The organism is Bacillus cereus group sp. BfR-BA-01430 (assembly GCF_022663115.1).
Classification (GTDB): Bacteria; Bacillota; Bacilli; order Bacillales; family Bacillaceae_G; genus Bacillus_A; species Bacillus_A cereus_BD.
The window spans coordinates 451,193-470,615 of record NZ_JAKUEW010000001.1 but is presented as its reverse complement, the minus strand read 5'-3'; the positions used below and the strand labels follow the sequence as shown (position 1 = coordinate 470,615).

The window sequence follows — 19,423 nt, the reverse complement described above, 5'->3', positions numbered from 1 at the left end:
ATCTTCTCTTCGTTACTCCCTGTGTAATTGTATAATAACAGTTGTTCCTTTTCCTTTTTCACTCTCAATTTTCCATTTCCCATCATGAATGTGCACAATTTGTTTTACAATCGCAAGTCCGAGCCCAGTCCCGCCATGCTGACGACTTCTCGCTTTATCAACTCGATAAAATCTTTCTCCAAGTTGTTCTACATGTTCTCGTTCAATTCCAATTCCTGTATCTATTATTTTCAACTGACAATCTTTCTCCAGCTTCTGTAGCTGCACTGTAATCTTTCCCTTTTCATTTGTATAGCGTATAGCATTATCCAATATGTTATGAAGCACCTGTTGCATTCGATCTTCATCAATCATTACAATAATATCCGGATCTAGTTCCATTGAAATTTCCACTTGTTTTTCGGCACATTTCCATTCATACGTTTCAACCACATCTTCAATAAGCTGTGCAAAGACAATTGGCTGTTTTTGAAGAGGAAAATGTTCCCCCTCTAATTGAGCTAAATCTAATAAATCATGCACAAGTCGCTGCATCCGTCCTGCCTCTTTATGAATAAGCTGCATAAATTTCTTCTCTTGCTTCCCCTTTGCCACACCATCTAAAATCGCTTCACTATATCCTTTAATATAGCTAAGTGGTGTCCGAAGCTCATGCGAAACATTCGCTAAAAATTCCTTTCGCTTTATATCTTCATTCTCCAATGAAGTAGCCATTTTATTAAATGCTTTTCCAAGGCGCCCCATTTCATCCTCAGATGAAATGGTAATGCGCTCTGAAAAGTCCCCCGTTGCCATATGGTTTGCAACCTGTTCCATTTGTGAAAGTGGCTTTGTAATCGCAATAATAATTTTTCGGCCAATCCATACAGTAAGTATTACTATAATAAGCACTAACGGTGCTAAAATAATTCCCATATCAAATATTAAATCTTTAATACTTTTTAAAGGGATGTAAGAATATACAATTCCCACTAATTTCTTTTCTTCTAAAACAGGAATAACTACGCCCATAATATTCCGATTAAAATGTTCCTCATATCCAACCTTTGTCACTGTTTTACCGTCTAATAATATTTGTCGATCCTGCTCACTAATAATTGAATCATAGTGTACATCGAAAGGTAAGCACGCACTTAAATCACGCGGGTTATTTACAAACAGTACATCTGCATGAGAGACTCTATCAAACATCCTTACCTTTTCCTCAAATGCTGAAACCCCTTCATGTTTATTATATTGTGAAACAAGTTTGTTTCCTTCTACAATTAATGTATCTTTCATATTTTGAACATATAATTTTTCATACGAGTATAATGACACAAAATAAAGAAAAGAAACTGTTACACATACTGCACATACAACTGTAAGCCAAAGCTTCTGTACCATTGTAAACATATTACACCTCAAATTTATATCCTACACCCCAAACCGTTTGGATGCAGTTTCCGCTTTCTCCTAGTTTCAAACGCATTGTTTTCACATGTGTATCCACCGTTCTTGTACTTCCTGCATAGTCATATCCCCATACTTTTTCTAATAACTGCTCCCGGCTAAATACTTGTCCATGGTGCTGGCAAAGAAAATATAATAAATCAAATTCTTTTACCGTAAGAGAAACGGTTTTACCGTTCGTTTCAGCCTTCCTGCTTTTTTCATTCATACGTATTGGGCCAAATTCCAGTTCTTCTTGTTGCTCTTGCTTTGTATATCGTCTAAGTACAGCTTCCATACGTGCAATCAGTTCCCCGGGACTAAATGGCTTCACAACATAATCATCCGCACCAGTTCGTAAACCATTTACTCGATTCCATTCTTCTCCCTTAGCCGTTAAAAAAATAATTGGAATATCTGATGTTTTCCTAATTTCTTTACAAACGGCAATTCCATCCATCTCTGGCATCATAATATCTAAAATAACAAAATCATAATGTGCTACTTCTAATTTTAAAAGTGCCTCTTTTCCATTTTCTGCTTCATCCCATTCATAACCAAAGTTATCTAAGTACATGCCAACAAGTTGCCTCATATCACTCTCGTCATCAACAAGTAATACTTTATATTTATTCATTTTCCTCTCCCCTCTCTCTCTATCAAGTGAAATGGCCCTTTGCCAACTGCAACCGTTTGTTTTCTCTTCATATCCTTTATATCAATGATGTATACTTCGTCACTATCATAGCTGGCGACATATCCTTCTTCCCCACTCTTTAAAAAAGCAAATGGATTAGAACCTACTTCGGTTGCTCCTAATTCTCGATATGTTCCCGCATCAAACTTTCGAAGCATATTTGATCCATGACTTAAGACGTATACAAATTTTCCGTCCCTAGAAATACTAATCGGCATAAATGGTGCATGTAACGAACGAAGCATTTCTCCATTACGCAGTGAATATACAAGTACTTTTTCATTCACTTGCTTTCCATCTCCATGTCCGCCGATCCATATTTCCTTTCCATCGCTACTCACTATAGCTCCTGTCGATGCTGGTGGTACTACAAAAGATTGTTTAACCTGCTTTTTCTCTAAATCGATTATAGATAGCTCTGTATCATAAAAATTGAGTACATATAAATTTTTATGATGTTGCACCATTGTCAGAGGGCCTTTTGCTACAGGAACATTCCCTGTCTCTTTCCCATCTATCGTAAAAAATCGTATCTTTTGTTCCTTTTGGTCCGCCAGAAACAATTGCTTGCCATCATTTGCTACAATAATATTTGCAATTCCTTTTCCTGTCTTCCACTTCTTCGTTTGTTTCCCTTCTGTTAACGAATAGATATATATATATTCTAATTGCTTTCCGTATACAAGCATATTTTCACCATTTGGAAGTATCGTAACACCAGTAATAGGTTGTTGCAGCTCCCATGATGCGATTACTTTTTTTACCTTTTTATCAATAAAGCTAATGCTGCCTTCTTTTATGTTTGTTGTTATAACTACACTTTTATGTTTTGCAATCGGTGTATACGAATTTTCATTACACCCTGCTAACAGAAACAAAAAACATAGAAGAAATAAGTATTTCTTCAAGAGATTCCCTCCATCTGTAGATGATTTCGTTATAATTGTAAAATAACAAATAATTGTGAGGAAAGTGTGAAATCTTCCTATATCTATACAACGACAACATATATAATGTACAACAAATAAAAGTAGAGGTGTGCAAATTATGCTTTTTCCTGATTTAGCAAATAAAATTGTCCGTGAAGTGAGAAGACTCATTACAGGGAATATTATCATTATTGATATACAGGGGATCATCATTGCGAGTACAGATTTCGAGCGAATGGGACAGTTTCATGAAGGAGCCCTTCGTTGTGCAAAAGAAAAGAAAACTGTCATTATTACAAAAGAGGACGAACAACATTTACAAGGCGCCAAAGCTGGAATGAATCTCCCACTCCTTTTTCACGATGAAGTCATCGGTGTGATCGGCATAACAGGTGACCCAAAAAACATTTCACCATACGGAGAAATATTACGAAAAATGACCGAGTTGCTTATCCATGAAAATTATTTTCTAGAACAGTTAGAACTGGAACAGCGCTCCTATGAAGCATTCGTATTTGATTGGCTTCAAAGTAATGATTGGTCACCTAGTTTTTTAGATCGCGCCAAAACACTTGGAATCGATTTATATAAAAAGAAACAACTCGTTTTAATCTCCTTCGATCAAGATGACGCAATGTTGCAAAGAAAAATTTGGCAACATATTCGCAATCTATTAACAAAAGATGCATTATTTGTACGATGGGGAAATGACCGCTTTATTTTATTTACTACAATCGAATCCAAAAATAAAGCCTTTCAATTTTTCAAACGCTTAAAACAAGATTGTGAAACTTTATTTCCGATTACAGTGTATATTGGAATCGGTCAAACTGTTATGCCTAACGAAATGCATATATCTTATGAACAAGCATTGCGTGCCCTTTCCGTCGCCTTTGAAACAAAAGGAATTGTATTTCATGAAGACTTACGATTGGAAATGTGTTTACAAGATATTACCGCCGAAACGCGGAAAGAGTTTCTTACACGTACAATCGCTCCTTTATTATCTGAAGGAGAACTGATGCAAACATTACGACTATTTCTTGAGCACAATCAGTCGTATAAACAAACTGCTGAAAGTTTACATATTCATATTAATACATTGCATTACAGGTTAAAAAAAATCGAAGACTGTACAGGACTGAATCCAAAACAATTGAAAGATTTAATTGTTTTATACTTCGCTCTTCTCCTATTGGATAATCATACAAAAAAGAGCGAAAAAACGAACTAATCTTTAGTTGTTTATATATAGAAAGAAATTCCCTACTTTTTTATCATTATTAATGAAAACACTGTGACAACGCTTTTATTCTTATTTTCTTTCAGAAGCATGTCAACAATCTCAAGGTTATTCACGGGAGAAAAACAATTTACTTGAGAAATGCTTGTACTCATAATGTGATTGGTTTGTTTCACAAAGGCAAATCATGAAATAAATCAAACTCTGATGAATAGGATAGTAAGTCAACAGTTTGAGGGGGATTTTTAATGTTAGAACAACATATTATTGATTCATTTGTATCTATTGTTGGTCAAGATAATGTAGATACATCCAATATGGGTCGTTTAACGTACAGTTATGATGCGACGCCAAACTTTCAATCGATTCCTGATGCAGTTGTTGCACCACGTAATACAAATGAAGTATCCGAAGTGCTAAAAGTATGCAACACGCATAAAGTGCCTGTGTACGTTCGTGGTTCTGGTACAAATCTTTGCGCAGGAACATGTCCACTTGAAGGCGGCGTTGTTTTGATTTTCCGTCATATGAATCAAATATTAGAAATAGATGAAGAAAACTTAACAGTTACTGTGCAACCTGGCGTTATTACACTTGCTATTATGAATGCTGTAGAAGCGAAAGGATTCTTTTATCCACCGGACCCAAGCTCAATGAAAATTTCTACAATCGGCGGGAATATTAATGAAAATTCCGGTGGCTTACGCGGCTTAAAATATGGTGTAACAAGAGACTATGTAATCGGTCTTGAAATCGTTTTACCAAATGGTGATATCATCCGAACAGGTGGTAAATTAGCGAAAGATGTAGCAGGTTATGATTTAACTCGTTTATTCGTTGGTTCGGAAGGTACTCTTGGTGTTGTAACAGAGGCTATTTTAAAACTCGTTCCAATGCCTGAAACAAAGAAAACAATGCTCGCATTATATCAAGATATGAATGAAGCTGCACAAGCAGTTTCTACTATCATTGCGAATAAAATCATTCCTGCAACACTTGAATTTTTAGATCAGCCGACAATTGAAGTCGTAGAAGAATTTGCACAAATCGGCCTGCCTACCGATGTAAAAGCCGTTCTTCTCATTGAACAAGATGGTGCAAGTGAAGTGGTGAATCGTGATATTGAAAAAATGGCTGAAATTTGCCGCGCGATGCATGCGGTTGATGTGCGTATTGCAAAAGATGAGCAAGAAGCAGATGCACTGCGTACCGCACGTCGTAGCGCCCTTTCTGCCTTAGCAAGATTAAAACCGACAACAATATTAGAAGATGCAACTGTTCCTCGCTCACAAATTGCTCCAATGGTGGAAGCAATTAATGCAATCGCTAAAAAATACGACATTTCAATTTGTACATTTGGTCATGCTGGTGATGGAAACTTACATCCAACTTGTATGACAGATGCTCGCAATAAAGAAGAAATGCACCGCGCTGAACAAGCCTTTGCTGAAATTTTTGAAACAGCTATTAAACTCGGCGGTACTATTACAGGTGAACATGGAGTAGGTGCTATGAAAGCTCCTTATTTAGAATTAAAATTAGGCAAAGAGGGCATCGCGGCTATGAAAGGAATTAAGCAAGCTTTCGACCCAAACAATATTATGAATCCTGGAAAAATGTTCGCCAAAGATTCTCGTAAAAGAGTGGTGGTCGAACAATGACAACATTGAACAAAGGACAAATTCAAAAAGAATTTAAAGAGCGCTTGAATGAAGATGAACTATTAAACTGTATGCGTTGCGGATTTTGCTTACCAACTTGTCCTACTTATATTCAATCTGGTTATAAGGAGTCTCACTCCCCCCGCGGGCGCATCGCTTTAATGAAAGCGGTCGTTGATGGTTTAATAGAGCCTGATGAAGATGTTGAAAATACATTAAATGTTTGCCTTGGTTGCCGCGCTTGTGAACCTGTTTGTCCATCAGGTGTAAACTATGGCCACCTATTAGAAGAGGCACGAGATATTATTAATCAAAATAAAAAGTTCTCTATGCCTGTGAAAGCTGTTCGTAAGATGGTATTTGAGGGGCTATTTCCCCATCAAAACCGCATGCGCACATTAACAGGACTCATTGGATTTTACCAACGCTCTGGTTTACAAACATTTACACATAAAACAGGGATTATGAAGCTATTTCCTGAAACACTTGCAACGATGGATCTTGTCTTACCAAAAGTACCAAAGATGAAAAAAATGAAAAACCGTCCAGAATTTTTACCTGCTCAAGTGACTAAGAAAAAACGTGTTGCTTTCTTTACAGGATGTTTAATGGATACGATGTTCTTAGAAACAAATAATGCAACGATGAAACTTCTTCAACTTGCTGGTTGTGATGTTGTGATCCCGAAAGATCAAAATTGCTGCGGCGCGCTCCATGGTCATGCTGGTGAAAAGATGGGAGCAAAAGAACTTGCGAAACGAAATATTAAAGCTTTTGAGGATTTGAACATTGATTATATTATTACAAATGCTGGTGGTTGCGGAGCATATCTTGTAGATTATGATCACTTATTAAAAGATGATCCAGAGTGGGCTGAACGTGCAAAACAGTTTGTTGCAAAAATAAAAGATATTACAGCCATTTTAGTTGAGTTAAATTTCCATAAACGAACTGATTTACGCCTGCCACCGCAAATTATTACGTATCAAGATTCTTGTCATTTGCGAAACGTAATGCATACGTCCTCAGAGCCACGTATGCTCCTACAAGCAATTCAAGGCATAACATATCGAGAAATGAAAGATGCCGATCGGTGCTGTGGTTCAGCTGGCATTTATAATATTGTTCATTCCGAATTATCAATGGAATTTTTAGATTACAAGATGGAACGTGTCCATGAAACAGATGCAACTACAATCGTTACTGCTAATCCAGGTTGTTTATTACAAATGAAACTTGGTATTGAACGTGAACATCTCTCTCATAAAATGCGAGGAGTTCATATTGTAGATCTACTATTAGAGGCAATTGAGTATAACTCATAATATATGTAACAATAGGAAAACGGCTATCCCTTTCTTCTATGTAAAGAGATAGCCGCTTTTTTTATCCGCTACAAGATTAAAAATATGTTACTGTCCGATAAAAAATAACAACAAAAACATTACAGTTTTGTTAAAAAAACATCCATTATATTCCTTCCAAAACTTCGAAAACCTTTGATATGAGAGGTTTCTTATAGTGAATCAGTGGTAATTTTCACCAAAAAATCACCTTTATTAGCAAAGATAAAATTGCTAACAATTCCTTTTATAATCTAGTGTTCTCCTATTTTTACTCTCCTCTTAATCTAGGATAAAATAGGAAATTTTATAGCCTATGAAATTTTTCCCATCTTTTTTGCAACCTTTTCTATGTTACCATAAATTTGTCAGTCAGACAGACTGTCAAAAATGAATCTGTTGAAAACAGTACAATACTTTTCCATAGGAGGACACATCTTTATGAAAAAACGTATTTTATTATCTGTAGCAGCTGCAACTGCATTGACGCTAGGAGTAACATCTTTAGACGCACAAGCTGCAACTGTACAACCAGCTAAAATTAAGATTCAAAATATTCAGCATTCTAAAATTATGATGAAATATATGAATCAACAAGAATTACAAGCATACTTACAATCTATAGGAATCCAATCTTTAGCAGAGTGGAATCAAGTACTATTCCAACAAGATTGCTTCATTTCTAATAAACAACCCGTACCTATAACTCCAGAAACACAAAAACCTACTGTAAACAATGAAACAGCAAAACCAGAAGCACAAAAACCTACTGTAAACAACGAAACAGCAAAACCAGAAGCACAAAAACCTGCTGTAAACAACGAAACAGCAAAACCAGAAGCACAAAAACCTACTGTAAACAACGAAACAGCAAAACCAGAAGCGCAAAAACCTGCTGTAAACAACGAAACAGCAAAACCAGAAGCGCAAAAACCTGCTGTAAACAACGAAACACAAAAACCTGCTGAAAATAAACCAGCTGAAGAGAAAAAAGGTTCTTTAAGCGAATTTGAACAACGCGTTGTTGAATTAACAAATGCTGAACGTACAAAACAAGGTTTATCAGCATTACAAGTTGATAACGAATTAAGCAAAGTAGCACGTGCAAAGTCTGAAGATATGCAAAAAAATAACTACTTTGATCACAATAGCCCAACATACGGTTCTCCATTTGACATGATGAAACGATTTGGTATCTCTTACAAATCGGCAGGTGAAAATATCGCACAAGGTCAACGTACACCAGAAGAAGTTGTACAAGCTTGGATGAATAGCGAAGGTCACCGCGCCAACATCTTAAATAGCAACTTCACTCACATCGGCGTGGGTCATATTGAAAATGGTAATTACTGGACACAACAATTCATTACAAAATAAAGTAAGAAACATAAAAAGAGTCTTCTAAACGAAAGGCTCTTTTTATGTTTCATAGTTTGCTAACAAATAGGAATATAGAATACCGAATAGAAAAAAAATAGATCCACAGCAAATGATACTCATTAATACATACAATCCCCATTCTAACTTTAAAAACAAGGAACATAAACACATACAAGCCATGCTGTAGAAAACACGTTGCCCCAATAGACATATTTTTTGCAAAGGAACCGGTTCTTTTTCTTTCCCCATCTTTTTAAAGCTTTTACTAGTCATAAAAAGAAATACACTAATTCCAATTGTCAATCCGATTTGAAATGGCACCATCATCCCTAAAGCAATGAAAAGAACGAGCATATGAATAAACAATAGAAATACTGTGATATTTGTTTTAAATTCTATTATAATTGTTTGATTGCCTCGATTCATTTTAAGTATGTATCTCGAAATGATATACAGCAAACTATGAAAAACAATAATAAAACAAGGAATCAAAAATACGACGATTTGTTTTCTGACAAATTCATTTGGCTCACTGTCCTGATTCCAATGCACTGCGATAGAGTACGGTAAATACGGATAGAGAATTAAAGTAAGTAAAAGGCAAGTCAAAAATATCCACAGCATATATTTATCCCTTACCAATTGATCCTCCCCTCTCTTTCCTATTTACGGCTTCTCTTTTCACAATAAAATTCCTGCAAAAAATATTTTTCTCAAATTCCTACTGTCAATTTACATATTGGATTCTCGAAAACTTTGCATAAGCTTACTTATTTTTTCAGGGGCTGGAATGCCTACCATAATCTCTTCTCTTGTAATAGGGTGTAAAAAAGCAATTTGCATAGCGTGTAATGCTTGCCGAGACATATAAGTTACATTTCCACCATATAGTACATCTCCAAGGAGCGGATGGCCACTGTAGCTCATATGAACGCGAATTTGATGCGTTCTTCCCGTTTCTAATTGCACGGTAACAAGTGTCGTATCTTGCTTTTTAAAATACTCTTCTACCTTATAATGCGTTACGGCATGATCTCCTTTTGGAGACACGCGGCGCCTCGTTGCATGATGACGATCGCGGCCAATTGCTGCATCGATCGTTCCTTTTCGTTTCTTCATTTTCCCTTCAACAAGCGCCATATACGTTCTTTTAATGTTCCGCTCCATCAATAACTGATCCATAATAGCACCAGCTAGTCTATGTTTCGCAAATACAACGCCGCCCGTTGTATCTTTATCTAAGCGGTGAATATGGCGTACTTTCGTTTCTAAACCTTGCATTTGAAAATGAAAAGCAATTAAATTTGCAAGCGTTCCTGTCCCATTTTTTTCAGATGGATGTGTATCCATTTGTTCCGGTTTATTCACAATTAATACGTGATCATCTTCAAATACAACATCCAATTCCCCAAATTCTGGTACAACACCATACTCTTCTGGAATAAACATATGTACTTGCAGTTTATCTCCTTCTTTTAAAAGCTCGCTCCAACGCTTCTGTTCCTTATTTATAATAACACCTTTTTCCATTCGAAGTTGATGTAATATTTTTTTGGGCACGCACCATATTTCTCTTAATAAAAATTCGACAGAAATGCCATTCCATTTAGATGGAACGGTTATTTCACACCATTCTCCTTTTTTGTTCGTCTTCATAGTTCTCTCCTTATTTCTATTGATGCTCCTATTGTATCGGAAATTCTTCTATGATGCACGATGCAAAACAAAAGACAGCCTATTGAATAGACCGCCTTCCTAAGCAAGAAGTCTCCTCATTTCTTGCAATACTTCTTCTGCTTTTTGCTCATATGATAAGTCCTTAAAGAAATCTGCTAGCCGTTTATAGTCATTATATGCATCTAACAAATCGTCCATTGTCGCTACCTTCATAGTTTTCGATTTTTCCTTCAGTTTCACAGGATATCGATAGCCAGAGACTTCATGAATTTTATAATATTCATCATCTACTTGAATCACTTTCACTAACTCATCTTCTTCTGCATCTAGCGTATACCCATCAAACTCCCGTAACAATTCATAAATAATATGAGTCCATTCGTCCTTTGGATAAAATCCTTTTTCTAGTCTATAACCGACAATGCGATACATATGTCCATCATTTTCCGTAAACTGTACAGTATCATTTAATTTAAATTTAAAATAGCGAAACATTGTCTTCACCCACTTATCTATATTGTCCTTATCACATACTATTTGCAAAAGAAGGGACATGCTATTCATAAACAAAAAGTTTCATTTTATATAAATAAAAAAAACACTCATCAAAAAGACAAGTGCTTTCATCATGCTTTTTCTTTTTTCTTTCGAAATGGTAGCCACCAATTCCAATCTCCAAACAGTTTCATTAAACTTGGAACAAGCATAAGTCGAATAATTGTCGCATCAAGAAAAATTGCAAGTGCTACTCCAAGGCCCATCTGTTTAACTGGTAAAATATCAGTGAAGGCAAATGCCCCTGTCACTACAATCATAATTAAGGCTGCCGATGTAATGATACGACTTGTTGATATAAGCCCTTCTAACGTTGCTACATCGTTATCTCTTGTCTCCTCGTATAGCTCATGAATACGAGAAATAAGAAATACCTCATAATCCATGCTTAAGCCAAATACAAGACCAAAAATAAAAATAGGTAGTACAAATAGTACGGAACTTTCATCCAATCCAAAGTGTCCACCTTCAAATAACCAAACAACAAGACCAATTGTTGCGCTAAGACTTAATATATTCATGACAATTGCCTTTATTGGAATGAGTATTGACCTGAAGGCAAATAATAAGATTAAAAACGTAGATCCAAATATAACAGACATCCCAATCACAACTTTATCTTTTATTTCATCCTCTAATTCTTGTTGAAATGTTGTCATTCCACCTACATAATAGGTTAGATAATCTTCTTTATACTTTGCTTTAAAATCTCTCACCCATTGTTTTGCCGCTTCTGTCTTCGGTTTTGTATGTAAGAAAATTTGCAACGTTGTCCGATTCTCTTTCGTATAAATATCAAATATCGGAGCGATTTTGGCCCCCTCAGGCGTTTGTAATAACGCAGCAACCTGTTTTGCATTCATTCCATGTAGCTCATCATAAAGACTCTCTACTTTGTATACTTGCTTATCTTTTTGTAACTTTTGTACAATAGATTCTATTTGCTGCAAGCTTTCTTGCTTTGTTACCTTTTCCTTTGTCTCTATTACTACCGTAACATCCGCATGAGTTTTCATCATGTTACGGAATGTCTCTTCATATTTTTCATATGCAATCCTTGTCTCACTTTTTTCCGGCAATGCTTCTACACCTGGAAATTGAAGATTCGCTGTGCGAAGAGGTAAGAGACAGACGATAATAAACGTTGTGACGATTATGACCATCATAATCGGATGACTCATAACAAACTGCGCAAATTTCCTCCACACACGTGAAGTGCGCGGCGGTGTTTGCTTCTTATTGAGCAACCGTTTTCCCATTAATGATAAGAGCGCTGGCAAAAGTGTAAGTGAAAAAATAATACTCATAATAACAACAATCATTCCGCTGATTGCAACTGATTGAATGTAGTCTATTTCAAAGAAAAACAAGCCTGATAGTCCAACGAATACACACAATCCCGAAAATACAATCGCTCGTCCTGCTGTTTGATACGTAACTAAAATCGCTTCTCGAACGGTACGATATGCCAACTCCTCCCGAAAACGATTGACAAATAAAAGCGCAAAATCAATCGATAAGGCAAGACCAATCATCGGCGCAACATTTAAAACAAAAATCGATAACTCTTTATCTACACCGATAAAATATAAAATCCCCATTGTACTCATTACACTCAGTGCCCCATTTACAATAGGTAAGATGGACGCAAGCAAGCTACCAAATGAAAAAAGTAACACAAGAAAGGCAATTGGCAAACCAATCATTTCAGCTACTTTTAAATCGTTCTGCGTTCGCTCATTGATTTCTTGATTAATTTTTGGAAAACCAGTTGGAGTTACTTTCAAGATACGATTACTTTCTTTTTTTATTTCTTCAGCAAACTGTAATGTTTTTTCATTTCGTTCTTTACTTGTTTTCCCAGAAAATAAAATTGTCGCATAAGCTAAATCATCTTGTAACATACTCTTATTTTCTAGCGGATGATGAAACGACTCATACGTTTCTTTCGACTGAACGTTTGCTACGAGCTCTGCAATTTCTTTTTGAAAATCGTCGTTTGAAATCCCTTTATTTTTTTGAAACACAAGCAGCAGTGTGTCTTGTGATTGTTTAAAATCCTTGTCCAAAATTGCTTTTGTCTTTTGATAGTCCCCTTTTGTTTGAAAGCCATCACCACCTAATACTTCTGGAAGTTTCGGCGCAAAAATACCTAGTATGATAGCTAACATACATAATATGGCTATTACAGTATAGCGGAACTGAAAAAGAAAAGCTCCCATTTTCCCCCATACATCTACTTGCTCTCTCTTTCTTTTCATAGCTTTCACCTACTTTATTCCATTCGAAATGCATCTCTATTTTAGCACATTCCTATTTCCTAAAAAACATCTAGAAAAACCGTTTTCTAGATGTTTTATCGCTCTTGATTCATTTGAAATCTCTCTGAGACGAGGCGGTGAAAATAAATGGTAACAATTAACAGAATGCCCCCTACCGCATACCCTGCTAAAATATCAGTTGGATAATGAACAAATAAAATAATCCTGCTTAGTCCAATCCATATAATAAATAGCGCCGCAATCATTACGCTTATATATTTACTCATTGTATTGTGCAAATTCGCTGCGATGATATAAGCAAGAAATCCATACGTCATAATGGACAACATGGCATGTCCACTTGGAAAACTATATCCAAGTGCATCAAACGCTTCATTCAAACTTGGGCGATCTCTTTTCACAATTTCCTTTATCCCTTTATTTACAAGATGCGTTGTTAATATTGCAAGCGGATATAGGAACATTGCAACATAATAACGTTTCTTCCAAAAAATAAGCAAACTGAAAATAAGTACGCTCGTAATCCCAATGGCAGACCCCATTTTTGTAAAGTATGAGAAAAATACAAGCAAGCGATCTGTTTGTAATCCCTTTACAAGCTCTTGTACATATGTATCCATCATTGTTATGCCATTCGCTTGTACTCTCCAAGCAATAATGCCAAATATGATACAAAATAATATCATACACAGTAACTCATATTGATATAATTTTTTCTTCAAACGTTCTCCTCCTACTTATGAAAAAATGCGATTTCTATATAGAAACCGCATTTGTATTCTTTATTTCCCTTTTGTTTTTAATTCTGTCCAGTAACGATCATACTCTTTTAATTTATCATCTACATCAACAAGCCATTCTGTACGATTCAACTCATCTTGTGATAAGAAAATCATTTTGTTATCGCGGTATTCTTTACTATGAAGCGGCCAAGCTTTTTCGTTTGGATTACTGTATCCAATGGATTCATAGTTTTTCACACTTACTTTTTCATCCATTAAATAGTTCATAAACTTCTCAGCAAGTTCTTTATGTTTCGCACCTTTTGGAATTGCTAATGTATCCGCCCAAATTGTACCGCCTTCTTTTGGAACGACATATCCTACATCTTTATTGTCTTTTGCAATAAACGCTGCATCTCCAGACCATACTGTTCCAATCCATGTATCTTCTGTAATGAATTTTTGCTTAATGTTATCTGTGTCAAATGCAAGTAGGTTTGGAAGTAACTTCTGTAAGTCCGTTGCCGCTGTTTTTAATTGAGCATCATCTTTTGTACTATTTGAAAACCCATTTTTCTTAAGTGCCATACCTAATACTTCACGAGAATCATTTAATAAAGTAACGCGTCCTTTATACTTCTCATTCCATAAATCATTCCAGCTTGTTGGCGTTTCTTTTACATACTTTTTATTGTAAGCAATTCCTGTTACACCCCAAGTGTATACAAGAGAGTATTTATTCTCTGGATCAAACGCTGGCGTTTTAAAGTTAGAAACAAGATTTTCTACATTCGGAATGTTTTTCTTGTTTAATGGCTCTAATAAATCCATTTCCGCCATTGTTTTCACCATGTAATCAGATGGCTGAATTAAATCATATTTTGCACCGCCAGCTTGTAACTTCGCAAGCATCTCTTCGTTACTTGCATATTTGTCATAGTTAATCTTGACATTGTATTTTTCCTCAAAATCCCTTAATACTTGCTCATCAAAGTTATCAGCCCAGCTATAAATGTTAAGTTCTTCTTTTTTTTCACCGCCGCATCCTGCAAGTACGCCTGCTACAAGGCTAAAACTAATGGCTGCGCCAGCTATCGTCTTCATCAATTTCATCGATTCACGACCTCCTCTTTCTGTTTTTATAAAGGAAGATGCCCTCCGGAGTTTTCTTCTCCATCCGCTCCTTTATTACGGAATAGTTCTGATGCAATCATTAACCCAACAATGACAACAATTAATATTGTTGAAAGTGCATTAATTTCAGGTGATACTCCGCGTTTAACCATACTGTAAATATATAGTGGTAATGTTGTGGATCCTGGCCCAGATACAAAGAAACTAATTACAAAGTCATCAATTGATAACGTAAATGTTAATAACGCAGCAGAAATAATGCCAGGGGCAATACTTGGAAGCGTTACATGACGAAACGTCTGCCAAGGAGTTGCTCCTAAATCATTTGCTGCTTCCTCTAAATCATGTCCCATACTAGACAAACGTGCTGCTAAAATCACAACAACAAATGAAATACTAAACGTAATATGCGCAATGATAATAGTAGCTTGTCCAAGTTCCATTCCAATTTGGCTAAATAAAATAAGTAGAGATAATCCCATTAAAATATCAGGAATTAAAATTGGTAAGTATACAAGTCCATTTATCGCTCCTTCAAAACGATACTTATAACGATGTAACGCTACTGCAAAAAAGACACCGAGAGCAGTTGTTACGAAAGTTGTAATAAGAGCAATTGTAATACTATTTACCAATGCATCAATGACGTCTTGCTTTTGAAATAAATCTGTATACCAATGGAATGTAAAACCTTGCCATTCCGCATTAATACGCGAATCATTAAAAGAATAGACCATTAAAACCATCATTGGAAAATATAAGAACAATAAAATTAACCAAGAGTAAGAAACTAAAAACTTTTTCATCGCGTACTATTCCCCTCCGTTTCCATATTTATATACTTTCGTCGCACGATAATATAAGTAAATTAACAGAACAGAGAATAGGACGACAATAATCGATAATGCAGAACCAAATGGCCAATCACGTGCACCTAAAAATTGGTTTTGAATTACGTTTCCAATTAATGCTACTTTCGATCCACCCATTACATCCGATACGACAAACATACCAATAGATGAAACAAACACTAAAATGGAACCCGTTGCAACTCCTGACATTGTCATCGGAAGTGTCACATGCCAAAATGCCTTAATTGGCGTTGCACCTAAGTCATACGCCGCTTCTAACTTGCGTTTATCAAACTGTTCAATCGCTGCATACACTGGTAAAATCATAAATGGTAATAAAGAATAAACCATACCTAATATTACAGATGGTGTATTATATAATAAATTTAATGGTTCATGAATGATGCCTAATTTTAGTAATGCTGTATTCACAAGACCTTGTGAACGTAAAATAACAATCCATGCGTATGAACGTACAAGGAAGTTAATCCAAAACGGAATTGTTGCCAATAATAAAAGAATAGAACGATATTTACGATCTACAATCGTAATTGTATATGCAAATGGATATCCAATTAGTAAGCAAAGCACCGTTGTAATAACAGCAATCTTCACTGTCTCCCATAATGTACTCATATATAGCGAATCAAAGACGCGCACTATATTATCAAGTGTAAATTGCATTTCCACTGTGCCGTATGCACCGCGCTGGAAGAATGCAAATGCTAATACAAATAAGAGCGGAAATAAAAAGAAAATTAAAAGCCATGCAACTGTAGGTAATGCGAGTAGTTTCCCTTTTTTCAACTTAAGGTCACCTCATCCTCTTGCTCCCAGCCTACGTATACATTATCTCCGATACTCCACTGCGCCGCTTCTTCTGCAGTTTGATATGCCATTAATAATTCAGATGTTTTTTCATCACGTACATACAGCTTTTCCATATTTCCAACAAATTCAATATCTTCAATATGTCCAAGATGGTATTCTTTTAAAATTGGTTGCTCAACCGAACGGATTTTTACATTTTCAGGGCGAACTGCTACATAGTTTTCCCCGGAGCTTATAATATTATTTTCACCAATGAACGTCGCTACAAACATTGTTTTTGGTGTATTATAAATTTCCTTCGGTGTTCCAATTTGCTCGATATGTCCTTTATTCATCACGACAATACGATCGCTCATGCTCATCGCTTCTTCTTGATCATGAGTTACATAAATAAATGTAATTCCTAAATTACGCTGTAAGTTTTTTAACTCGCGCTGTAAATCTTTTCTTAACTTAAAGTCAAGTGCTCCAAGCGGCTCATCGAGTAAGAGAACACGCGGGTTATTTACAATCGCTCTCGCAATTGCAACACGCTGCTGTTGTCCGCCAGAAAGTTTCGCCGGTTTTCGGTTACGGAATTCTAATAACTGCGTTAAACGCATAGCTTCTTCCGCACGTTCTTTTTGTTCCGCTGCTGATACTTTTTGCATTTTCATACCGAAGCAAATATTCTTTTCAACTGTCATATGCGGAAATAATGCATAATGTTGAAACACTAAATTCATATGACGCTTATAAGGTGGTAATTCATTAATCCGTTCTTCATCGAGTAAAAGGTTACCTTTTGTTGGCGTTTCAAAACCTGCAATCATACGAAGTAACGTTGTTTTCCCGCAACCACTCGGTCCAAGAATTGTTAAAAATTCCCCTTCTTTAATATCTAAAGAAAGAGGTGGAATAATGACTTGATTTCCAAAATGTTTTTCTATCGCTTCAATTTTTATAATCTTTTTCATTTTCCCGTCCTATCTACCTCAAATTTTTCATTTTTATATTCATGAATAAATATTAATTTTTGCATACTTTTTATTTCGATCCAAATAAAAATGATGATTTACCAGCGTTCTTTTCTATTCTTTATGTAGTATGTTTGATTCATTTTCGCATGATACATAGTCGAACAGAAAAACCCCTTCCCGTAAGAAGGGGTTTTTATCATACGGCTACGCCTACTGATAAACACCCTCATCATTTTAACAACTTTCGTATAAATTTTAAAGCACTTTTTGTAGAAGAATAACGAATTTTCATGTCAAAAACTGTAGATTGAGATAAAATGCTCTTATAATGAGAAAATGTTTGAAAACTTTGTTCACCATGGTAACTACCTAATCCGCTGCTGCCCACTCCTCCAAAAGGTAAATACGGCGTTGCAAGATGATAGACGACATCATTTATACAACCGCCACCATATGAAATATTCGTTGTAACTTGTTTTTGAATTTGTTTATTCTCTGAGAAAACATATAAAGCAAGTGGCTTTGGCTGTTGTTGAATAATTTCAATTACCTCTTCTATTTCTTCATATTCTATAATAGGTAATAGCGGTCCAAAAATCTCATCTTCCATAATTGCACTTTGCCATGTAATATTCGTTAAAATGGTCGGTTCTATATGCAATGTTTCTTCATTATAATTGCCACCAATTTCAACATGCCCCTCCTGTAAAAATGCACATAATCTGTCAAAATGACGCTTGCTAACAATCCGGACATAATTTTCATTTTGTAACGGTTCTCCATACTGCCTAACAATCTCACTACGAAGCGCCTCAATCAGTGCCTTCTTCACTGATGAATGGACATAAATATAATCAGGAGCAACACATGTCTGTCCGGCGTTTAGAAATTTCCCCCAAACAATCCGTCTTGCCGTTACATCCATTTTCACATCTTTATGCACAATACATGGACTTTTCCCGCCAAGTTCTAACGTAAGAGGTGTTAACTGTTTCGCTGCTGCTTCCATCACAATTTTCCCTACGCTAACACTACCGGTAAAGAAAATATAATCAAAAGGTTCCTTAAGTAACGCTGTACTTTCCTGGATTCCACCTTCTATTACTGTAACAAGTTCTTTTGGAAACAATTCTTGCATCATATGAGCTAATAGTTTTGACACATTTGGCGTTAACTCAGACGGCTTTAAAACAACCGTGTTACCCGCCGCTAACGCTCCTACAAGGGGAGCGATTGCCAATTGGAATGGATAATTCCAAGGTGCCATAATAAGCGTAACACCGTATGGCTCTGGAACAATTTTCCCTTTCGATCCAAAATGCGTCAAAGCCGTTCGAACACGTCTCGGCTTACTCCATGAAGAAAGGTGCTTCATTTGAAAAGAAATTTCCTTTCGTACATATCCAATTTCCGTTGTAAATGATTCATGATGGGATTTATTTAAATCTAACTGAAGCGATCGAAAAATATCAGACTCAAACCGCTTAATCCCTTCATATAATGCATGTAAATGTAATTTTCTTATCGCGATTTCTCTCGTATAGCCGCTATAAAAATATTCTTTTTGCATCTTTACAATAGAAGGAATATCCATACTTTCACCTACTTTCTATCCGATTCTTTCATTTATACTATTTATAAACAGGAAGACTTCTCATCTATAGCGAAGCCTCTACTAATTATGAACTCTCTACCTATTAAAGAATGTTTATTTGTAGAGTTTCATTA

General features: G+C 35.8%; 17 protein-coding genes. 4 read left to right on the top strand and 13 right to left on the bottom strand.

From position 1 onward, the window contains the following. Positions 1-12 precede the first annotated feature (12 nt). The 3 genes from MR058_RS02405 to MR058_RS02395 are packed head-to-tail and all read right to left on the bottom strand — an operon-like array spanning position 13 to position 3,036. Positions 13-1,395 carry a sensor histidine kinase gene (locus tag MR058_RS02405; RefSeq protein ID WP_242142475.1) on the bottom strand — a complete coding sequence of 461 codons (1,383 nt, stop codon included), beginning with the start codon at positions 1,393-1,395 and terminating at the stop codon, positions 13-15. 1 nt (position 1,396) lies between these two features. Beyond that, positions 1,397-2,068 carry a response regulator transcription factor gene (locus tag MR058_RS02400; RefSeq protein ID WP_242142474.1) on the bottom strand — a complete coding sequence of 224 codons (672 nt, stop codon included), beginning with the start codon at positions 2,066-2,068 and terminating at the stop codon, positions 1,397-1,399. After that, the gene (locus MR058_RS02395) at positions 2,065-3,036 is read right to left on the bottom strand and encodes a YncE family protein (protein ID WP_242142473.1); all 972 of its coding nucleotides are present in this window, start codon (positions 3,034-3,036) and stop codon (positions 2,065-2,067) included. Before MR058_RS02395 ends, MR058_RS02400 begins: the two co-directional genes overlap by 4 nt. Positions 3,037-3,175: 139 nt before the next feature. Here MR058_RS02395 and MR058_RS02390 point away from each other — a divergent pair, with 139 nt between their 5' ends. The 4 genes from MR058_RS02390 to MR058_RS02375 all read left to right on the top strand — a co-directional run bounded on the left by MR058_RS02390 (position 3,176) and on the right by MR058_RS02375 (position 8,681). Next, complete coding sequence (locus MR058_RS02390; RefSeq protein ID WP_242142472.1) at positions 3,176-4,291, top strand: CdaR family transcriptional regulator; 1,116 nt, start codon at positions 3,176-3,178, stop codon at positions 4,289-4,291. Between the two features lie 257 nt (positions 4,292-4,548). Continuing rightward, the gene (gene glcD / locus MR058_RS02385) at positions 4,549-5,961 is read left to right on the top strand and encodes a glycolate oxidase subunit GlcD (RefSeq protein ID WP_242142471.1); all 1,413 of its coding nucleotides are present in this window, start codon (positions 4,549-4,551) and stop codon (positions 5,959-5,961) included. Next, complete coding sequence (locus MR058_RS02380) at positions 5,958-7,286, top strand: (Fe-S)-binding protein (RefSeq protein ID WP_242142470.1); 1,329 nt, start codon at positions 5,958-5,960, stop codon at positions 7,284-7,286. Before glcD ends, MR058_RS02380 begins: the two co-directional genes overlap by 4 nt. Positions 7,287-7,745: 459 nt before the next feature. After that, on the top strand, positions 7,746-8,681 hold the full coding sequence (locus tag MR058_RS02375; protein WP_242142469.1) for a CAP domain-containing protein: 936 nt from the start codon (positions 7,746-7,748) through the stop codon (positions 8,679-8,681). Between the two features lie 42 nt (positions 8,682-8,723). On the opposite strand, the gene MR058_RS02370 is transcribed toward MR058_RS02375, so the two are convergent. The 10 genes from MR058_RS02370 to MR058_RS02325 form a co-directional block, all read right to left on the bottom strand. Continuing rightward, positions 8,724-9,326: a DUF1648 domain-containing protein gene (locus tag MR058_RS02370; RefSeq protein ID WP_242142468.1), complete on the bottom strand. Its 603-nt coding sequence runs from the start codon at positions 9,324-9,326 to the stop codon at positions 8,724-8,726. A 90-nt stretch (positions 9,327-9,416) separates the two neighbouring features. Continuing rightward, on the bottom strand, positions 9,417-10,340 hold the full coding sequence (locus MR058_RS02365) for an RluA family pseudouridine synthase (protein ID WP_242142467.1): 924 nt from the start codon (positions 10,338-10,340) through the stop codon (positions 9,417-9,419). A gap of 99 nt (positions 10,341-10,439) precedes the next feature. Beyond that, entirely contained in the window at positions 10,440-10,856 is a 417-nt protein-coding gene (locus MR058_RS02360; RefSeq protein WP_242142817.1) for a histidinol dehydrogenase, read from the bottom strand. A gap of 131 nt (positions 10,857-10,987) precedes the next feature. Then, positions 10,988-13,177 carry an MMPL family transporter gene (locus MR058_RS02355; RefSeq protein WP_242142466.1) on the bottom strand — a complete coding sequence of 730 codons (2,190 nt, stop codon included), beginning with the start codon at positions 13,175-13,177 and terminating at the stop codon, positions 10,988-10,990. 95 nt (positions 13,178-13,272) lie between these two features. Then, complete coding sequence (locus tag MR058_RS02350) at positions 13,273-13,920, bottom strand: phosphatase PAP2 family protein (RefSeq protein ID WP_242142465.1); 648 nt, start codon at positions 13,918-13,920, stop codon at positions 13,273-13,275. 60 nt (positions 13,921-13,980) lie between these two features. Next, a complete protein-coding gene (locus MR058_RS02345) occupies positions 13,981-15,033 on the bottom strand; it encodes a polyamine ABC transporter substrate-binding protein (protein ID WP_242142464.1) in 1,053 nt (350 codons plus the stop codon). A 26-nt stretch (positions 15,034-15,059) separates the two neighbouring features. Further along, complete coding sequence (locus MR058_RS02340) at positions 15,060-15,860, bottom strand: ABC transporter permease (protein ID WP_242142463.1); 801 nt, start codon at positions 15,858-15,860, stop codon at positions 15,060-15,062. Positions 15,861-15,866: 6 nt separating this feature from the next. After that, the gene (locus tag MR058_RS02335; protein WP_242142462.1) at positions 15,867-16,712 is read right to left on the bottom strand and encodes an ABC transporter permease; all 846 of its coding nucleotides are present in this window, start codon (positions 16,710-16,712) and stop codon (positions 15,867-15,869) included. Then, entirely contained in the window at positions 16,709-17,692 is a 984-nt protein-coding gene (gene potA, locus MR058_RS02330; protein WP_242142461.1) for a spermidine/putrescine ABC transporter ATP-binding protein PotA, read from the bottom strand. Before potA ends, MR058_RS02335 begins: the two co-directional genes overlap by 4 nt. 232 nt (positions 17,693-17,924) lie before the next feature. After that, positions 17,925-19,289 (bottom strand): aldehyde dehydrogenase, encoded by a 1,365-nt coding sequence (locus MR058_RS02325; protein WP_242142460.1) that lies wholly within the window; start codon positions 19,287-19,289, stop codon positions 17,925-17,927. Positions 19,290-19,423: the final 134 nt, after the last annotated feature.